Genomic DNA, 19,496 nt, shown 5'->3' with positions numbered 1-19,496 from the left:
CTTGCATGTATTAGGCACGCCGCCAGCGTTCGTCCTGAGCCAGGATCAAACTCTCCATATAAGAGTTGATTAAGCTCGAGTTGTCTTTTCAAAAAAGACTAATGATTTAAACGTTGACGTATTGTTCGTTCAGTTTTCAAAGATCAATTTCTCTTGTTATATTTTACCTAATCGCTCAGAGGCGACTTTATTAATATAACATGTGTTGTTTTTATCTGTCAACACTTTTTTTACAAGTTATCCGCCGTCTGTGAAAATGTTTTTCGTTCATATCGCAGCGACGGATATAAATATAACAAGGATTTAAATAAAGGTCAATAGCTTTTAAAGTTTTTTTACGATAATTTTTTTTTGAGTTTGTAATACCTGTGATAAATTCCCTGACCTTTTGTTTCTATGTTTACTACTTCTATGAAATGCTTATCAATCAAATACTCAAGAAGCATGCTTAAGTCAACCGCATAAAGATGAAGTTCATCATGGTTCATAATATCGTGGATGGACCATTCTTCTTTCTCAGCAAGCACGTCGGCAAGATGACTGATTCCTTGTTTCGTTCTCGAATGGATTAAGAATTCACTTGCAAGAAACAGCAGCTCCAGCCTTTTTTCAAGCGGCTCCTGGCTATTCACCAATTCTTCATACAGCTTCATGATTTCAGGCTCAATTTGCTTTACCTGATTCCAGACAGTTACTTCCGGATGGAATCCATTTTCGATAACAGCAAGCCTGGCCAGATGATGAAGGGAATGAACAATATGGTTATAGGCATCAAAATAATGGCGGTTTTCAAAGAAGGCTTTGCCATCCATATATCGTCTGATCAGCTTGGCAAACTCAAGACCCATTTTTAATTTTCGCCCATAGAAAGGAAACTCTCTTAATTCCACCTTCAGGTTATGAATATATTCGTTTCGATCAAATAAAACTTTTCCATTATAGAGCCAATCAAAGATTTTCCGGTTCGACCCCAGCAGGATCCATTCGCGAAGCTGCTTATCTGTCACGATATGCAGAGCCGCTTTTTTATCTTTATATGTGTAATGTTTAACAAATACAGGTTCATCTGCTTCCTCAACAAGGATCAGCAGTACAGCATCAAATGTATCAGTAGCAGGAATAGCCTTTTGCATTTTTTCGGTCATAATCACGCCTAGAGTGTTTGTCTGGCTTGCCCGTTCCTGGTATATAGGACGGAGAATATCTTCCATCATAATTCCTCCATTTTATTGATAGCGTATATCTTCGACAATTATAAATGAAATCCTTCCTAAAGGTGAGACATTTTTCGACACCATTCTATATTAATATTTATTTAAGCAAAAGGAATGTGGTATAGTTAGTTTTTAGGAGGGAGCAGTATGGCTAAGTACTCAAATAAAATCAATAAGATTCGTACATTTGCCCTTAGTTTAATTTTCATCGGATTTATCGTTATGTATCTCGGAATATTCTTCAGAAATTCCGCTCTTCTCATGACAATATTTATGCTTCTCGGAATGCTCTGCATTCTTGCCAGCACCGGTGTTTATTTTTGGATCGGCATGCTTTCAACAAAAACCGTGCAGGTGGTTTGCCCGAATTGCGGAAAACACACAAAGATGCTTGGCCGCGTTGATATGTGCATGTACTGCAATGAACCTTTGACGCTTGATCCAAATCTTGAGGGCGCTGAATTTGATGAAAAATACAACAAAAAAAATACGAAGCAGAGCTGATTTATCTCCTGCTTCCATATTCAAGTTCTAAAATGACCGGCTCTCCAACAGCCGGTTTTTTATTGGATTAAAAATAAAAAGCTGACAGCATTGCGCCGGCAGCTTTAAAATTTTATTAGTGAGCTTCTTTACTTGCACAATCCGGACATGTTCCGTAAATCTCCATTCTATGATGGCTGATTTTAAAACCTGTAACATGCGAAGCAAGGTGCTCTACTTCATCCAGGCCAGGATAGTGGAAGTCTACAATCTTGCCGCAGCTTTCACAAATGACATGATAATGATGAGTGGTAACAAAATCGAAGCGGCTAGATGCGTCACCATATGTCAGTTCCTTTACCAGGCCAACCTCACGGAATACTCGTAAATTATTGTAAACTGTTGCCACACTCATATTTGGGAATTTCCCCTCTAATGCTTTGTATATATCGTCAGCAGTCGGGTGTGACATGGAGTTTATTAAATATTCAAGTATCGCATGACGCTGCGGAGTGATACGCACTCCAGTGTCTTTTAAAGTATCCAGCGCCTCTTTTAATTCCATATGCGCCACCGCCATGCACCTCTTTTCTAACAAATATTCTTACTTTATAATCTTTATAAATAGTGTACTAATTTTTTACCACATTTGTCAATATTACAAACACCTTAATAGAGGGAATCAGCTCTCTTCATCATGAAGCGACTGCTCACCAGTGCCCAAATGGTGATTCACAAATCGCGCAGCAACGAACAGCAGATCTGACAGTCTGTTCAGATAGATTAGAACGAGCGGATTCACTTCTTCACCGAGTGACACCGCACATCTTTCCGCTCTTCTCACAACAGTTCTCGCTACGTGGAATGCCGCTCCTGAAGGATGACCGCCAGGCAAAATAAAGTTATTAAGCACAGTAAGATCAGCTTCCCACTCATCAATTTGCGTTTCCATGAAGGTGATATCCTCTTCCTTTATCGTCCATTTAACTTCTTTTCCTGAGGGCGTTGCCATCTCTGCTCCTGCATGGAACAAGTCAGTCTGCACTTTATGGAATACCTGCTCCGTTTTTTCTTTACCGCTGAAATACTCGCTTCTTAAATGGCTTAAGGCCAATCCAATCATGGAATTCGCCTCATCACATGAACCGTAGGCCTCTACACGAATGTCATTCTTACTGACTCTCTGTCCATACATCAGTGATGTTGTCCCCTTATCCCCCGTTTTGGTATAAATTCTCATATCAATACCCTCTTTCAACATCGACCACATTCATATAATCTTTGTTATTTTTTATATATGTATGAAGGTTATGCTTAAAAATTTCAAAAGATCTTGGTAAATAGTTTTTTGTTCGGCTTGAAAGGTGAGGTGTGACGGTTACATTCTCCATCCTCCAGAAAGGATGTCCTTCAGGCAGAGGCTCATTTTCAAAAACATCCAGATACGCATGTGAAATCTGGTGTTTTTCGAGTGCAGATAGAAGCACCTTTTCCTCGACAAGATCCCCTCTTCCTATATTCATAAACACAGCAGAATTCTTCATAGCAGCGAAATGCTTTTCTTTTAACAGAAATTTAGTTTCAGTCGTGCTGGGAAGGACAGAAACGATAAAATCAGCTTCAGGAAGGATCACGGTGAGCCTGCTGAGTGGAAAAATACGATCTGTCCACACATTTTCCCGTCCGCTCCTATTCACTCCAGCCACTTTCATTCCAAAGCATTTGGCGAGCCTTGCAATCTCTACCCCTATTGCACCAACACCGATAATTAATAAGGTTTTTCCATGCAGCTCTTCCATTGGCAGATTTCGATTCCAAACTTCTGCCTTTTCATTTTCAGCCAGCAATGCTCTTTGTTTAACATGCCCTAACATAGTTCCAAGTGCAAATTCAGCCATAGGGATTTTATGGATTCCTCTTGCATTTGTAATTAAGATGCCTTTCTCCTTGCAGGCTTTCAAGGGCATTTCATCCATTCCCGCTGACATCACCATAATCCACTTTAGTTTTGTCGCTTTATGAATATATTCCTCTGTCAAATCTTCTCCATAGGTAATAAATACTTCAGCATTATAAAAGGATTCCCCTGCAGCTTCTATTCCATCGAAAAACAGGAAATCTCCTTCAGGAAAATCCCGAATTACTTCCTGGCGCAGCTCTTCATGAGGCAAAATGGAAGACACAATTTTCATAAACTCCACTCCAACGTAGTTTTATTCATCATACCATCCATTGCTGAATGGTAATAAGAAAAGCGCAAGCGCCTTGCCCACCCCCGACAAGCACAAGACGAGCCTCCCTGAAAGGCGTTCTTTGCCTTTTTGGGAGGATTGCCCGAAATGTGGAGGCGACTGCTCAGGGACAACAAGCATAAGACTAGCCCTGCAAGAAGGTGTTCTTTCCTTCTGGAAGGGATTGGCTTATGTCTCGAGTCCCTAGGAGCCGCAACAAGCCAAGCTTGTGACCTCGTGGGGGTAGGCTGCTTGCGCTAGACAGTTATCGACGTTCAAAAATTATATACTTTCTTATCTTTATAAAAAAAACGAACCTGTTCAGGTCCGTTTCGAAAAAGTATCTGAGGAGGTATGCCCTAATAAAATGATATGCAAAACTTGTTCTTCGGAATGGACAAAAGCCTTGTTCCTGTAAAAAATAGGCAACCCATTTAAGGCTGGGTCAAATTCTCCTTAATATACTCCAGTGCCTCCTCAACATGATCCTTGACCTTTACCTTGCGCCATTCTTTCACGAGCTTGCCTTCCTGGTCAATAATAAAGGTTGAACGCTCAATCCCCATATATTCTTTCCCAAAGTTCTTTTTTAATTTCCACACACCGTACGCCTCTGCCGCATGATGGTCTTCATCTGCAAGCAGCAGGAAAGGCAGTCCGTGTTTTTCAATGAATTTCTCATGCCGGCTAAGCGGATCAGGGCTTACTCCTAAAACGACTGCGTTCACCTCTGCAAAATTCTGATGCTGGTCCCTGAAATCACATGCCTGAGTCGTGCAGCCAGGTGTCATGTCTTTCGGGTAAAAATACAGAACAACATTTTTCCCGCGGTAATCTGATAATTTCACTCTTTCACCATTGCTTGCCTCAAGCTCAAACTCCGGAGCCGGTTTACCTATTTCAATTGCCATTTTCATTCCTCCTGTTGAATAGGTTTCTTACTCTAAGCCTATCCAACTTTTCCGTCAAAAACAACTGATATCATTATAAAGCACGGTCACCTGCATCAAATACTACCCTGGCTACGAATGCGGCCGGGATGACATAGCCGATTAACGCTTCCAGTACGGCAATAAGCCTGCCTATTCCAACAGGACTGACATCTCCATACCCAACAGAAAAAAGAGTTACCGCACTAAAATAAAAACCCGTTTCCAGCCTCTCGAGGAAACCGGTTTCCATATACTCAGTGCCGTCCATCAAAACCACCAGCCCATGTAAATCAAGCCAAATATATATCAGCCCAAATCCAATCAGAATCGTTGCATATAAACTTATGAGATAAAGGAAATTCTCCACAGACACCCATCTTCCCTTGATCTTGGCGGATGAAAAAAGAGTCTGCAGACTCATGATCATGCACAGCACGATTAAAATCAGCGATAAATAAAAAGCCATACTGCACCTCATTTCGAAATGCCTTCCAATTCATTTATACGCTCATGGCCTTTCCCATATGACAGCCTGTCTCGGAAACTCTTTCTGTTCGCCCCCAAAAAAAAACCGGGATTTTATCCCAGTTTTAATTGCCCGCTCCCCGATATCGCTTAACACCTGAATTCCAGGTGAGGATCGAGATGCCGAAAAATACGATTCCGATTACAGGTGTTAAAAAGGAGTACAAAAACCATTCTTCTTTCCCCAGAAAGTAGGAAGCCGGATATACACCGACAAAGGCAAACGGAAGAACCCAGGTGAGGACAAAGCGTATAACACTATTGTAAATATCAACCGGATACCTTCCATAATTCCCGATGTTATACATCATCGGCATGATAGATGTTCTGGCATCTGCCCAAAAGCTGATACAGGCAATCAGGACAAAGATGCCTCCATACACAAGCATTCCGCCTATCACAAATAAGAAAAACAAGAACGGGTCAGTCCAGGAAATCCCTAAACCAAGGCTGTTTCCGGCGTAGATCATAACACCAATGCCTGTTACGGCCCCAAACAGGGATTCAAGCTCCATCCGTTCCAATACGATTTGAAACAAACTATGAATCGGCCTGGTTAATATCCTGTCTAGTTCTCCTTTTACTATATATCTCTCATTAAAATCCCAAATATTAAAGAACGATGAAAACAGCGCATAAGGCACAAGGAAAAACCCGTAAATAAAGATAATTTCATCCCTCGTCCAGCCGCCAAGCAAATTGGTATGCCCAAATACGACTAAGATAAAAATTAAATTAACTGCCTGAAAAAGAAGATCAGAAAAGATTTCTACAAATAAATCTGCACGGTACTGCATTCTTGTTTTCATATATTGGGCGACATATTGAAAGAAAATGGCTATATAAAACATGCGTCACCCTCCTTGAATAATGAGCTGTTTTTTCGCTATGATCCACAGAACCTGAATGGGTATGATCAGAATAAGAACCCAGATCCCCTGCATAATAATCGCCTGGATGGTTTCATTATTCGAAAAACTATTTGTAAAAATCATGCTCGGCACATAGCTGATACCTTGAAAGGGCAGAAATTTTAATACATCCTGTGCCCATACCGGAAAAAAGCTGATAGGAATCAGAAGGCCGGAAAAGAGATCAATCACTACTCTTTTTGCCCGGATAAGCCCGGTGTTATTAAATAAGAAGAAAGTGGTAATACCTGTCAGCAAATTAATTTGCGTATTAATAAAAAAACTTAATACAATCGATACCGCAAAGAAAATCCAGGTCGTCCAATCCGCAGAAAATTGAAGCGGAAAAATGAACGAGACGATAACCATGCCCGGAACGGAGAAAAAGAAGAAACGGAATATTCCTTCCCCCAGTCCCTGCATCGTTTTCATCCCCAGATAATTATATGGGCGGATCAGCTCCACCGCTACTTTTCCTTCTTTAATTTCAGCAGCCATTTCCCGGTCTATATTATTAAAGTAAAACGCTCTGGCCATCCAGGCTACCGCCACATATGTCGACATCTGGATCACAGACATGCCCTCAATAGCATCTTTTTCTCCATAAATGGCACTCCACAAGAAATAGTAAGCGCCAATATTAATGCTGTAGATCAGAATGCCTGTATAATAATTGGTCCTGTAGGCAAGCATCATCAAAAAACGGATCCGAATCATTTCGATATACTTATCCACAGGAACACCCCCGGGTAAAAGTAAATTCTTTCATTAAGATATCCCCCGGTCATAAATATTTCTTATGATTTCCTCTGTTGAAGTTTCTTTAATATTGATGTCTTTCACTTTCAAATCCGCAACCACCTTGGCAATCAGCAGGGAAATCAGTTCATCATTATCCTCTGTAAAGGCTGTAAAGATCGCTTCTTTTTCATCTTTTTCCCATTTCACTTCCGATGAAGCCGTTATTCGGTTTAAGTCGTTTAGGGTTACATCTTCAAGGAACTGGAATTCTATTTCCTTCCCTTCCCCCCATTTTTCCTTAAGGCTTTTTAAGGCTCCATCATAAATGATTTTCCCCTCATCCAGCATCACTACGCGTTCGCACAGCGCCTCGATATCAGACAGGTCATGAGTAGTCAGCAGAATGGTTGTATTATATTTTTCATTAATTTCTTTTAAAAACTCCCTGATCTTCAATTTAACAAGCACATCAAGCCCAATAGTCGGCTCATCCAGGAACAAGAGCGGCGGATTGTGGATGAGTGCTGCTGCCAGTTCACACCTCATTCTCTGTCCGAGTGAAAGCTTCCGGACCGGCTTATCGAGCAGAGGCTCAATATCCAGGGTTTTGATTACATGACCCATATGGCTGTCGTATTGCTCATCAGTAACTTTGTACACCTTCTTGAGCAGCCTGAAGGATTCCTGAACAGCAATATCCCACCAAAGCTGGGATCTCTGGCCGAAGACAACTCCAATTGTGCTGACGAATTTTTCTCGGTCTTTATGAGGATTCATTCCATTTACGATCACTTCGCCGCTTGTCGGGGTCAGGATTCCTGTCAGCATTTTTATGGTCGTTGACTTCCCCGCTCCATTTTCACCTATATAGCCAACCATCTCGCCCTGCTTTACATTAAAACTGATATTGTTTACCGCTGGCACAATCTTATAATTTCTTGTAAGCAAGTCACGGAAAGCACCCTTTAATCCGGCACGGCTCGAATAAGCTTTAAATTCCTTTTTTAAGTTCCGGACTGTTATTGCATCATTCATTTTTATTCCTCCTGCCAATTAATGCCCTAATGAAATAGTTTAGACAAACAGCGCCTTCTTCACAACTAGATTGCTTCAAATCCTATTTTTAAAATACAGAATAATCCGCCTTCCCTTAGGATTGGACGAAGCCCCTTCCAAACATGTTAAAATAATGACGGAAATATAAATGGATTTTTTCAGGAGGATTAACATGCAATTTACTAATTCTGAACGGCTGCATAAACAAGCTATAGAACATATTGTTGGAGGAGTAAACAGCCCTTCCCGCTCCTATAAAGCAGTTGGCGGCGGCTCACCGGTCGCAATGGAACGGGCACATGGCGCTTATTTCTGGGATGTGGACGGCAATCAATATATTGATTACCTGGCTGCATACGGCCCCATCATTACCGGGCATGCCCATCCGCATATTACAGAAGCCATAAAAACAGCTGCTGAGCGCGGAGTATTATATGGAACTCCGACACCACATGAAGTGAAGTTCGCCGAGATGCTTAAGGAAGCAATGCCTAATTTGGACAAAGTCCGTTTTGTGAATTCAGGTACTGAAGCCGTTATGACAACGATCCGTGTGGCAAGGGCCTATACGGGAAGGGACAAAATCATTAAGTTTGCCGGCTGCTATCACGGCCATTCCGATCTTGTCCTGGTTGCTGCAGGCTCAGGGCCTTCAACACTTGGAACGCCTGACTCTGCCGGAGTTCCAAAGAGCATTGCCCAGGAAGTGATCACGGTTCCTTTCAATGAAATCGAACCATATAAGGAAGCGCTGGAAAAATGGGGTGACCAGATCGCTGCTGTGCTGGTGGAGCCGATTGTCGGCAACTTTGGAATTGTTGAACCAAAACCGGGGTTCCTGGAGCAGGTTAACGAATTAACACATGCAGCCGGTGCGCTTGTCATTTATGATGAAGTCATCACAGCTTTCCGTTTTATGTATGGCGGCGCTCAGGATCTGCTTGGTGTAAAACCGGACTTGACAGCCATGGGGAAAATCATTGGAGGCGGCCTTCCAATCGGTGCTTATGGCGGAAAGAAAGAGATTATGGAAACAGTAGCTCCTTTAGGTCCAGCTTATCAAGCTGGCACAATGGCTGGAAATCCGGCATCGATTCTATCAGGCATTGCCTGTCTCGAAGTTTTAAAGCAGCCTGGTGTCTATGAATATCTGGACAGACTGGGAGAAATGCTTGAAAAAGGGATTAGCGAGGCAGCTGAAGAACATAACATCCCCATTACCATTAATCGATTAAAAGGTGCCCTGACCATCTACTTCACGGAAGAAAAAGTAGTGAATTATGAGCAGGCGGAAAATACAGATGGAGAAATGTTTGCAAAGTTCTTCAAGCTGATGCTCAATCAGGGTATAAACCTGGCTCCTTCAAAATACGAAGCCTGGTTTATGACAATCGCGCATACAGAGGATGATATTCAAGCCACCATTCATGCGGTGCAAAACGCATTTCAGCAATTAAAAGACGAATAAATATTCACTATTTTATACACCGACGGGAGCAGAAATGCTTCCGTTTTCTTTATCCCCAACAATGAAAACGTTTACAACAGTAGAGTTTTTTTATACAATTGCCTATTTCCTCCTACAAACCATATCCAACTTTTTGTATAAATAATTGATTTCTGAAAATTCATATGATATGATGGGAGAAATCTTTTGTGTAAGAGCGGATTACGCTGACATAAAGAACATTATGTCCTTGCAGCATATCCCGAATTATCCAACTATTCATTCAATAAATGCTACATGCATTTACCTTTCAAACCAAAGATAATTTTGCAATACCCTCATTTAAAACCCGTAAACAAAAAAACTTATAGATTACTATTTTTCAGGAGGTGAACGGCTTTAAGGCGCAGCCTTATTTTCAGCCGAATTTTATGACATTACAGCAATGGAGTCCTTCACTTTTTAAAGAGTTTCACCGCCAGGAGCACGATGCATGCGGCATCGTTTCTGCTATGGAGAAAAAGAAAGTCCCAACCCGCGAAAATATTTTCAGCTGCATCAATGCACTTGTTACGATGAATCACCGTGCCGGTTTTATTAATGGAGAAGGCGACGGTGTAGGGATCCATATTGATATCCCGAGAGAGCTGTGGAAAGAAAAGTTAAAGGAAGCGGGAGCCGATTCTAACGCATCAGAAAAAGATGGATTTGTAGTTGGACATGTATTTATGTCCAGGAAACAGGATACTGAATTACTGAAGACAATCTTGCTGCAAAAACTCGCTGACGCAAATCTGACGGTTATTTATGCATCTGACGAAGTAACCGAATCTTCAGCTTTAGGACCGATTGCCATCCAGGAAAATCCGGTATTCTGGCAGTTTGCCTGTTTAGCAGAATCGAATAGTGCAGAGCTTTCCAAAAAACTGTTTGAATTAATTGTTGATTTTGAAGAGAACGAACATGTCCATGTCGCCTCCCTTAGCCAGCATCATGCTGTGTACAAAGTTATGGGAGCCGGAGATATTCTTCCGAAATATTATCACGACCTGGCAAGCCCCCTTGTTGCCTCAACCATGACGCTTGGGCATAATCGCTATTCAACTAACACATTATCAAGCTTCTTCCGTGTGCAGCCTTTTAGCGTGCTGGGACACAACGGGGAAATCAACACCATTGCCAAGCTTAGGGATGAAGCCAAAATGGTCGGCGTTCCGCTAGTAAAAGACGGCAGTGACTCACAGGATCTGAGCAGAACGCTTGAAACGTTTATTTGCCGTGACGGCTATACTCTCTTTGAAGCAATGGACGTCATGTTCCCTCCTATCGTGAATGAAATCAAGTCATACCCTGAGCATCTTCAGGATATGTACGCCTATATCCGGGAAGCATGGGGACATTTTGCCCAGGGGCCTGCAGGAATTATTTCCAGATTTGCCGATGAGGCAGTGTTCAGTGTCGATGCATTGGGCCTTCGCCCGCTGTGGATGCTGGAAACCGAAAGCTCCTACCTGTTCTCATCAGAACCAGGAATCATCTCATCCAGTGAATATGTTAATGAGCCAAAGCAGCTGTCACCAGGTGAAAAGGTGGGGCTGAAATGGGACGGTGATACCCTGGCTGTTTACGAGCACAGCCATTATCAGGCTGAAGTTTTCAACCGATTTTCAATGAGAGTGAACGCTGAAAACTACAGGGTTCGCCTGCAGTCACCAAAATTGGAAAAAACCATTACTGTAAATTACCCGGATAAGATTCATAACGGGCAGTATAAAGCGTTCGGCTGGGAGAGAGACCATGTCCAGCTTGTCGAGCAGATGGCAGAAAAAGGAGCAGAGCCAATCCGTTCTCTCGGACACGACTCACCTTTAGCAGCACTGAATCCTCAGCGGAAAAACATCGCAGATTTTATTAAGGAAAGTGTTGCTGTCGTTACAAACCCTGCCATTGACCGTGACCGGGAAACCGAGCATTTCTCAACCCGCACGATTATCGGCCAGCGTCCTTCTTTATTTGAGAAACAGGAGCAAGGGGCCGTTATTGAATTGCAGACTCCTATTTTACTAGAAGGCAAAGCAGGCTTTGAATGTTCCGATGAGCTCAATCAGCCGAGCTATGACCAGGTAACCGGCTTCTATCAGGAACAAAAGCTGATATCTTATTTATCTTCCACATTTACGAAAGATGAAACGGTAAAAGAAGCTTTAGACCGTTTAGCAGCAGAAGCGGTTGATGCGGTCAAAAATGGCAAAACCCTGCTTGTCCTGGATGATGCCAATGCTCATCAGGAGGACGCTTACTGGATTGATCCGCACCTGGCCGTCTCTGCGATCGATCAGGCTCTTGTCAAAGAAGCATTGCGCCGTGAATGTTCCCTGCTGCTCCGGTCAGCTTCAATCAGATCGCTTCATGATATCATTACCGCATTCGGTTTAGGCGCTGATATTATAAGCCCTTACTATATGTTTATGACGGTCCTTGGCGAATCTGATACACCGCTGAAGAATTTATACTCAGCACTGACTAAAGGACTTGAAAAAGTCATTTCCACTATCGGGATTCATGAATTAAGGGGCTATGGCAGGTTGTTCTCTGCCATCGGTCTTCATGAGGAAGTAGCCGGATATCTGAATATCGTCAACTTCTTCGGATCTAAAGAACTTTCATTCAGCTTCAGCGTTTTAAAGGAAGACGCTTTTGCCAGAGCGGAAGATTACCAGAATGAAAAGGAACGGATCGGAAAAACGTTCAGCCTTTTCCCGCGCATCTGGAAAGCGATCGGCGAAGTGGCATCGACTGGTGACTATAGTGTTTACAAGGAAAAAATCACTGAACAGGAAGACCAGAACCCTACAACAATCCGCCATTTAACCGGATTTAAGGAAACGGCTTCTCATCTGAAGCCGGAAGATATCAGCTTGCATGTGGGCGAGCATGACCTGCCATTTGTCATCTCATCCATGTCCTTTGGATCACAAAATGAAACAGCCTTCAGAGCCTATGCTGAAGGTGCTGACCGCTTGAACATGGTCAGCCTGAATGGTGAAGGCGGAGAAATCAAGGATATGCTTGGAAAATATCCGAGAACCCGCGGACAGCAGGTAGCATCAGGACGCTTTGGTGTTAATGCCGAGCTCCTGAATTCATCCAACCTGCTGGAAATAAAAATTGGGCAGGGTGCAAAGCCTGGTGAAGGGGGTCACCTTCCTGGATCCAAGGTAACGGCAAAAATTGCAGAGGCGCGTAATGCAACAATTGGATCGGATTTGATTTCACCTTCCAACAATCATGACATCTACTCGATTGAAGATTTGGCACAGATGATTCACGAGCTTAAGACAGCCAATGACAAAGCCAAGGTTGCTGTTAAAGTGCCGGTTGTACCGAATATCGGAACCATTGCAGTCGGGATTGCAAAAGCTGGTGCTGATATCATCACTTTGAGCGGTTTCGACGGAGGTACAGGGGCAGCGAGAATTCACGCCCTTCAGCATGTAGGCCTTCCAGTTGAGATTGGTGTAAAGGCAGCTCACAACGCACTGCTGGAAGCAGGCATCCGCGATAATGTGGAGCTTTGGGCTGATGGCGGCATCAAGAGTGCTGCAGACGTGTTGAAGGTTATGCTGCTGGGTGCTAACCGTGTAGGCTTTGGTACACTTTCCATGCTTGCCATCGGCTGTACGACATGCCGCGGCTGCCATCTTGATACTTGCCATGTTGGGATTGCCACACAAATAGATTCAGAGGCACAGGCGAAAGAACATGGCTTAAGAAGATTTGTTCCGCGCCAATTCGACCTTGCTGTTAAAGGCATCATGAACCTGTTTACTGCTTTTGGCGAAGAACTGAAAGCATTGGCAGCTTCTGTTGGCATAAAAAATCTGCAGGATGCAGTAGGCCGTTCTGATCTGCTTGTACAGATTAAAGGACAGGATCAGCTGGACCTGACTCACCTGCTGAAAACACTTGAAATCGGCCAATTTTCTGCCCAGGAAGCACCTGAAGCCCTGCAGGAAGCACAGCTGCAGGTAGCTGTTGGAGCAGAGTATCTCGACGCAAGTGTAGAAGAACTGGATCAGTCACGTGAATTCCATAGCGTCACTTCCGAGCAGCGTGTACTGGGTAGCCGGGTTTCCTGCCACCGTGTAAGAAACAGACTCGACGGTTCTTACAAAACGCTTCCGCAAGTTGATTTGAAATACAAAGGCGGTTCCATCCCGGGCAATGGCCTTGGAGCTTACAACAGCTTCGGCATCAACATCGAAGTTGCCGGAGGAGCACAGGATGGCATCGGAAAAACTTCTTTCGGCGGACAAATTAAAATCTTTAAAGCAAAAGGCAAAAATGGCAAGTTCTATAATGGCTCTGTTGGTAAAGGCTTCGGCTATGGAGCACAGGAAGGCTTGCTTGTAGCTCAAGGAAATGCTGACGCCCGTGCCGGAATCAGATTATCCGGAGCGGATATGATTATCGGCGGCCAGGTAAGAAAGCCGCTTCCTGAAAAGGAATACGGCAATATCGGTTCAAATGCCAACATTAAAGGGTTTGCCTTTGAGTATATGACGAATGGCCGAGGCCTTGTGCTGGGCGATGCCGGTCCATGGATCTGCGCAGGTATGACAGGCGGTGTTGTTTACTTAAGACACCAGCCGGAAATGGGCTTAACAAAAGAAGCCATCCAGCGCAGAATTGCCAAAGGAGCTAAAGTCTCCGTTACTTCTCTTTCTGATAAAGGAAAGGAAGATGTTAATGAACTGCTTGGCCAATACATTGCCATGCTGAATGATCAAGGACAGACAGAAGAAGCTTCAGAGCTTGCTTCCCTTCTTAATCATCCGGAAGACCACTTTGTTCAAGTTATTCCGGTCAAAGAGCAGGCAGACCCGTCTGTTTCCACAGAGTGATTATCTGCATCTGCACAATCAAGCCCCACCCGTTTCTGCGGATGGGGCTTTTTGTCTTCTTTAAGGCACCCTTAACTTTTTTACTAACTTTTAATAATAATTTCATAAAAATGCCCCTTGAACTTCTTTCCATATCCCTGTATAGTACAATATTGTTTAACAATGAGCAAAATCGTTTAAAGTAGGTATAATTACTGCTTTTACGTTAAATCGCTTTTCAATGAACCCAATTTTTACGAAAGAAAGGACATACATTGTATGAAACTTGGCGCCCGCATACTTAAGACGGGAATCGCAATCATTCTAGCTCTATTATTATCAGAACTCTTTCAGCTTCCTGCTCCTATTTTTGCAGGAATTGCCGCTATTTTTGCCGTTCAGCCGACCATTTACAGATCTTATCTTTCTATTGTGGAACAGATCCAGGGGAACGCAATTGGCGCATTAATTGCCGTGATTTTTGTGCTTTTATTCGGCAACCATGTCTTCATCATAGGCCTGGCAGCTATTATTGTTATCACGATTAATCTTAAGCTTAAAATAGAAAACACAATTGGACTTTCACTTGTAACCCTGATTGTCATCATGGAGACACCGGGCGATACCTTTCTGCAATTTGCTCTTATTCGATTCTCAACCGTAATGCTCGGGGTATTGTCAGCTTTTATCGTTAATCTTGTATTTCTGCCTCCTAAATACGAAAACAAGCTATATTTTAAAATATCCAATAACACAGAGGAAATTACCAAATGGATCAGGCTTACCATACGCCATGCATCTGAACACAGACTTCTGAAAAACGATATTGATAAAATGAAAGACAGCAATGTTAAGCTTGAACAGCTGTATCTAATGTATAAAGAGGAAAGAAATTATTTTAAACGAAATGATCTGGTTAAATCCAGGAAACTCGTTATTTACCGCCAAATGATTTCCACTGTTAAACGGTCACTGGAAACATTAAAAAAGCTTCATCGCTTTGAAAATGATCTGCAGCAAATGCCAGAGGAATTCCAGCATGCTGTGCAGCAGCAGCTTGATATTCTTATTCATTATCACGAACACGTCATGCTTAAATTCATCGGGAAAGTTCGTCCGAATGTAGTGTTTGAGGAAGGCGACTTCAGTCTGAGCAGAAAGGAACTGGTGAACCTTTTCCTGGCTCAGCAAAAAGAACATGAACATGATGAAGAATCCATTCTCCCGCATATCATGCAGATAGTATCAGCTATTGTTGATTACGATGAACATGTGGAGCACCTGGATAAGCTTATATCAAGCTTTCAGTCATATCATAAGGAAGAAAATGAGGTTTCCATACCGGAGAATGCCGAGTAGACTGTGGTCTATTTTCAACTTAATTCATAGGAAAAAGCAGCTGATGTTCAGCTGCTTTTTGTTAATTCTTCATACGCGGATCAAGTGCATCCCTTAATCCATCACCCATTAAATTAAATCCGAGAACTGTAAGCATGATCGCAAGTCCCGGGAAGATCATCGTCCATGGAGCCTGTATCAAATATGCCTTCGCATCAGAGAGCATTTTCCCCCATTCAGGATTTGGCGCTTCTGCACCAAGGCCAAGGAATCCAAGGGCAGCACACTCAATAATCGCTGTTGCAATCGCAAGTGTTCCCTGTACAATGATTGGCGCCATACTATTTGGCAGAACATGCCTGAAGAGAATACGGCTGTTGCTCATCCCAATCGCTTTTGCAGCCATAATATATTCCTCCTGTTTGACACTCAGCACCCTTGAACGGATCAGTCTGCCAAAATTGGGAATATTGATAACCGCAATGGCAATCAGGGCATTTCTTAATGATGGACCAAGTACAGCCACAATCGCAATAGCCAGCAATATGCTTGGGAAAGCAAGCATGATATCAAAAATACGGGAGATGATGGTATCAACCCATTTGCCATAATACCCTGCTACTACACCTAAAAGGCATCCAACCACAATAGATCCGATTACGGCCAAAAAACCTACCCATAATGAGATCCTTGCCCCATAAACAACCCTGGAAAAGATATCCCGGCCGAAGTCATCTGTTCCAAACCAATGCTGGCTGGATGGAGCCTGAAGCCTTTTTGAGAGCATCTGTTCATTAATCCCCTGCGGTGCAATAAGCGGTGCAAATACAGCAAGAAGAACGAAAAACAATACAATAATGGTGCCGATTAAAGCCAGTTTATTTTTTCTAAAGCTCCTCCATGCTTCCACCCAGGGGGAAACCGCTTTTTCTTCAGCTGGCATAATAGGCGGCTGAAGGTCTTTTTGTGTTGAAAGTTCCAAGTCTGTTCCCCCTCCTTAATTATATTTAATCCGCGGATCAATTGCTGCATACAGCAAGTCCACCACCAGATTGATCATGACAAAGATAAATGCAATGATAAGTATGCCTGACTGGATAACAGGATAGTCCCGATAGTTGATAGCCTCATAAATATACCGTCCGATTCCCGGCCAGCTGAAGATCGTTTCCGTTAAAATGGCGCCTCCCAGCAATAATCCCATTTGAAGGCCGATAATCGTAAGAACTGGAATGATGGCATTCTTTAATGAGTGCTTATAAACAACCCAGAACATTCTCAAGCCTTTGGCCCTCGCTGTTCTGACAAAATCGGATCTCATTACCTCAAGCATCGTAGAACGGGTAATTCTCGCAATGATCGCCATTGGGATGGTCGCCAGGGCAAATGCCGGCAGAATCAGGTGTCTGATGACATCCCAGAATTGATCGATTCTTCCCTGCAGGAGAGTATCGATCATATATATGTTCGTTATGGCTTCAATCGGATTTCTTACTTCTTCCCTTCCCGATGTAGGCAGCCAGTCCAGCTTAATGGCAAATGCCCACTGCTCCATCAAGCCGAGCCAGAAGATTGGCATGGAAACGCCAATAAGCGCCAGCACCATTGCCACATAATCAAACCATGAATTCTGATACCAGGCACTGATGATTCCGGCATTCACACCGATAAAAACAGCAATTAACATGGCAACGAATGTAAGTTCAATTGTTGCAGCCAGATACGGCCAAATTTCCTGGCTTATTTCCGTTTTAGTCCGGAGTGATTCTCCAAGATCTCCCGTAATAAGCCCGCCCAGATATGTAAAATATTGAAGGTACCAAGGCTGATCCAGCCCCAGCTGCTTCGTTAATTCCTCTACTGCTTCTTTTGTTGCCAATTGTCCCAGGATAATCTGTGCCGGATTACCTGGTATTGCCCGGATCATAAAAAAGACGATCAGCGAAAGCCCCAACAGAACGGGAATTAGGGAAAACAGACGTTTAAGTGTGTAGGACAGCATTGCCATCTCACCTCTCTTGAAGGGTTAAAATATTTTGGAATAGAAAAGGGAGCTACAGAACTGTACTCCCTTTTCCTTGAATATAAGAAGTATACTTATGTCACTTGTACTACAGCTTATTTAAATTCTACAGTTGCCAGTAAATCAGAACCTGTTGGATGCGGTTTGAAGCCAGTGATATCAGCTTTACCCGCAAGGATTGGTCTTGAGTGAACAAGCGGAATCCACGGAGCATCTTCTTTGATCAGAAGCTGAGCCTCTTTGTAAAGTTTTTCACGCTCTGCCTGGTCTGCACTTGCCTGAGCTTTTACAAGCAGTTCATGCACTTCAGGGTTTTTGTAATAAGAGTAGTTGTTGGAACCAATGCTGTCCTGATCTAGAAGAACATACAGGAAGTTATCAGCATCCCCATTATCGCCCGTCCATCCTAATAGGAATGTATCAGCTTCACCATTCTTGGCTTTATCCAGGTAAGTACCCCACTCATACGTTACAATCTTTGCTTTTACGCCGATTGCATCAAAGTTGGCTTGAAGTGCTTCAGCCACTTTTTGTCCATCCGGCATATATGGTCTAGGAACCGGCATTGCCCATAGCTCCATTTCAAAACCATCTTCATATCCTGCTTCTTTTAAAAGTTCCTTAGCCTTCTCAGGGTCATACTCATAATCCTTAACGTCATCATTGTAACCTGCTACAACTGAAGGCATTGGGTTTTTCGCAGGTTCAGCTGCACCGGCATAGAAAGCATCAATAAGAGCTTGCTTATCAACTGCATAGTTCAATGCCTGGCGGACTTTTTTATCTTTTAATGGTCCACGTGTGCTTGTCAATCCAAGGTAAGCTACGTTTAATGATGGACGTTCAAACGTTTGAAGATCCGGATTTCCTTCGATTTGGCCAACATCACTGAAGTTAACACCATCGATTAAGTCGACTTCGCCTGTAGCCAGGGCGTTCAGACGAGCAGAGTTTTCAGGAATGACACGGAAGATAACTTCATCAAGCTTTGGAAGGCCTTCCTGCCAGTATTCTTCATTTTTCACAAGAGTGATGCGGTCGTTTGCTTTGTATTCCTTAAATACAAATGGACCTGTTCCCACCGGGTTGTGAAGGAATTTTTCACCGTGCTTTTCAATCGCAGCCGGGCTTGCAATTCCAAATGGAGACATTGCAAGGTTCTTTAAGAATGGTGCAATTGGCTTGTTTAAAGTAAACTCAACTGTGTAATCATCTACAGCTTTTACTTCAGAGATTTTATCCCCAAACTGAGAGTTATAGTAATAGAACTGCTCAGCGCTTCCAGCTTTCCATCTTTCAAAGTTGAAGACAACTGCTTCAGCATTGAAATCAGTTCCATCGTGGAACTTTATGCCTTCACGAAGCTTCAATGTATGCTTTAGCCCGTCTTCGCTCATTTCCCATTTAGTAGCAAGGCCAGCCTGAATTTCTGTATCCTGCTCACCAAATTCGATCAGAGTTTCATAGATGTTTTTTGTAACTTTAAAAGATTCGCCTTCTGTTGTAATAGCGGGATCAAGTGAAGTAGAATCACCGCCGCGGCCAAATACTAATGTACCGCCTGATGACGCTTCTTCTGTATCTGTACCTTTCTCTTTATCCTTTTCGTCTTTCGTTCCGCTGCTTGAGTTGCTGCTGCAGCCGGCAAGAGCCAGCGACAGTAACAAAGCTGCAACCAGGAACCAAATGCCATTGCGCTTCTTCATTGTTTT

General features: G+C 43.1%; 16 protein-coding genes and 1 rRNA gene. 4 read left to right on the top strand and 13 right to left on the bottom strand.

Features of this window, described 5'->3' with window-relative positions; all coding sequences use genetic code 11:
* A 16S ribosomal RNA gene (locus ACTHRG_RS16615) occupies window positions 1–61 on the bottom strand; the annotation flags it as partial.
* 274 nt (window positions 62–335) lie between these two features.
* The gene (locus ACTHRG_RS16610; protein WP_076260375.1) at window positions 336–1,211 is read right to left on the bottom strand and encodes a nucleotidyltransferase-like protein; all 876 of its coding nucleotides are present in this window, start codon (window positions 1,209–1,211) and stop codon (window positions 336–338) included.
* A 150-nt stretch (window positions 1,212–1,361) separates the two neighbouring features.
* Between ACTHRG_RS16610 and ACTHRG_RS16605 the strand changes: the two genes are divergently transcribed.
* The gene (locus ACTHRG_RS16605) at window positions 1,362–1,718 is read left to right on the top strand and encodes a YgzB family protein (RefSeq protein ID WP_048010460.1); all 357 of its coding nucleotides are present in this window, start codon (window positions 1,362–1,364) and stop codon (window positions 1,716–1,718) included.
* Window positions 1,719–1,833: 115 nt separating this feature from the next.
* On the opposite strand, the gene perR is transcribed toward ACTHRG_RS16605, so the two are convergent.
* The 8 genes from perR to ACTHRG_RS16565 form a co-directional block, all read right to left on the bottom strand.
* Window positions 1,834–2,271: a peroxide-responsive transcriptional repressor PerR gene (gene perR / locus ACTHRG_RS16600; RefSeq protein WP_162272000.1), complete on the bottom strand. Its 438-nt coding sequence runs from the start codon at window positions 2,269–2,271 to the stop codon at window positions 1,834–1,836.
* A 108-nt stretch (window positions 2,272–2,379) separates the two neighbouring features.
* Window positions 2,380–2,937, bottom strand: a complete 558-nt coding sequence (locus ACTHRG_RS16595; protein WP_076260372.1) for a cob(I)yrinic acid a,c-diamide adenosyltransferase — start codon at window positions 2,935–2,937, stop codon at window positions 2,380–2,382.
* A 1-nt stretch (window position 2,938) separates the two neighbouring features.
* Entirely contained in the window at window positions 2,939–3,889 is a 951-nt protein-coding gene (locus ACTHRG_RS16590; protein WP_076260370.1) for a D-2-hydroxyacid dehydrogenase, read from the bottom strand.
* Between the two features lie 473 nt (window positions 3,890–4,362).
* Window positions 4,363–4,839, bottom strand: a complete 477-nt coding sequence (gene bcp, locus ACTHRG_RS16585) for a thioredoxin-dependent thiol peroxidase (protein WP_440231655.1) — start codon at window positions 4,837–4,839, stop codon at window positions 4,363–4,365.
* 73 nt (window positions 4,840–4,912) lie between these two features.
* Entirely contained in the window at window positions 4,913–5,326 is a 414-nt protein-coding gene (locus tag ACTHRG_RS16580; RefSeq protein WP_076260365.1) for a potassium channel family protein, read from the bottom strand.
* Window positions 5,327–5,450: 124 nt separating this feature from the next.
* The gene (locus ACTHRG_RS16575) at window positions 5,451–6,236 is read right to left on the bottom strand and encodes an ABC transporter permease (protein ID WP_076260363.1); all 786 of its coding nucleotides are present in this window, start codon (window positions 6,234–6,236) and stop codon (window positions 5,451–5,453) included.
* Window positions 6,237–6,239: 3 nt separating this feature from the next.
* On the bottom strand, window positions 6,240–7,031 hold the full coding sequence (locus ACTHRG_RS16570) for an ABC transporter permease (protein ID WP_076260360.1): 792 nt from the start codon (window positions 7,029–7,031) through the stop codon (window positions 6,240–6,242).
* A gap of 33 nt (window positions 7,032–7,064) precedes the next feature.
* Complete coding sequence (locus ACTHRG_RS16565) at window positions 7,065–8,072, bottom strand: ABC transporter ATP-binding protein (protein WP_076260358.1); 1,008 nt, start codon at window positions 8,070–8,072, stop codon at window positions 7,065–7,067.
* Between the two features lie 193 nt (window positions 8,073–8,265).
* Here ACTHRG_RS16565 and ACTHRG_RS16560 point away from each other — a divergent pair, with 193 nt between their 5' ends.
* The 3 genes from ACTHRG_RS16560 (at window position 8,266) to ACTHRG_RS16550 (ending at window position 15,782) form a co-directional block, all read left to right on the top strand.
* The gene (locus ACTHRG_RS16560) at window positions 8,266–9,561 is read left to right on the top strand and encodes a glutamate-1-semialdehyde 2,1-aminomutase (protein ID WP_076260356.1); all 1,296 of its coding nucleotides are present in this window, start codon (window positions 8,266–8,268) and stop codon (window positions 9,559–9,561) included.
* 410 nt (window positions 9,562–9,971) lie between these two features.
* Window positions 9,972–14,444: a glutamate synthase-related protein gene (locus tag ACTHRG_RS16555; protein WP_076260382.1), complete on the top strand. Its 4,473-nt coding sequence runs from the start codon at window positions 9,972–9,974 to the stop codon at window positions 14,442–14,444.
* Between the two features lie 258 nt (window positions 14,445–14,702).
* Entirely contained in the window at window positions 14,703–15,782 is a 1,080-nt protein-coding gene (locus tag ACTHRG_RS16550) for an FUSC family protein (protein ID WP_076260354.1), read from the top strand.
* A 61-nt stretch (window positions 15,783–15,843) separates the two neighbouring features.
* Here ACTHRG_RS16550 and nikC read toward each other — a convergent pair whose 3' ends face one another.
* The 3 genes from nikC to ACTHRG_RS16535 all read right to left on the bottom strand — a co-directional run bounded on the left by nikC (window position 15,844) and on the right by ACTHRG_RS16535 (window position 19,490).
* A complete protein-coding gene (nikC, locus tag ACTHRG_RS16545; RefSeq protein WP_076260380.1) occupies window positions 15,844–16,704 on the bottom strand; it encodes a nickel transporter permease in 861 nt (286 codons plus the stop codon).
* Window positions 16,705–16,758: 54 nt separating this feature from the next.
* On the bottom strand, window positions 16,759–17,763 hold the full coding sequence (locus tag ACTHRG_RS16540) for an ABC transporter permease (RefSeq protein WP_048010462.1): 1,005 nt from the start codon (window positions 17,761–17,763) through the stop codon (window positions 16,759–16,761).
* 116 nt (window positions 17,764–17,879) lie between these two features.
* A complete protein-coding gene (locus ACTHRG_RS16535; protein ID WP_076260352.1) occupies window positions 17,880–19,490 on the bottom strand; it encodes an ABC transporter substrate-binding protein in 1,611 nt (536 codons plus the stop codon).
* Window positions 19,491–19,496: the final 6 nt, after the last annotated feature.

Source organism: Cytobacillus sp. SAFR-174 (genome assembly GCF_051964675.1).
Lineage (GTDB): Bacteria > Bacillota > Bacilli > Bacillales > Cytobacillaceae > Cytobacillus.
This window is presented reverse-complemented; position numbering and strand designations above follow the sequence as displayed.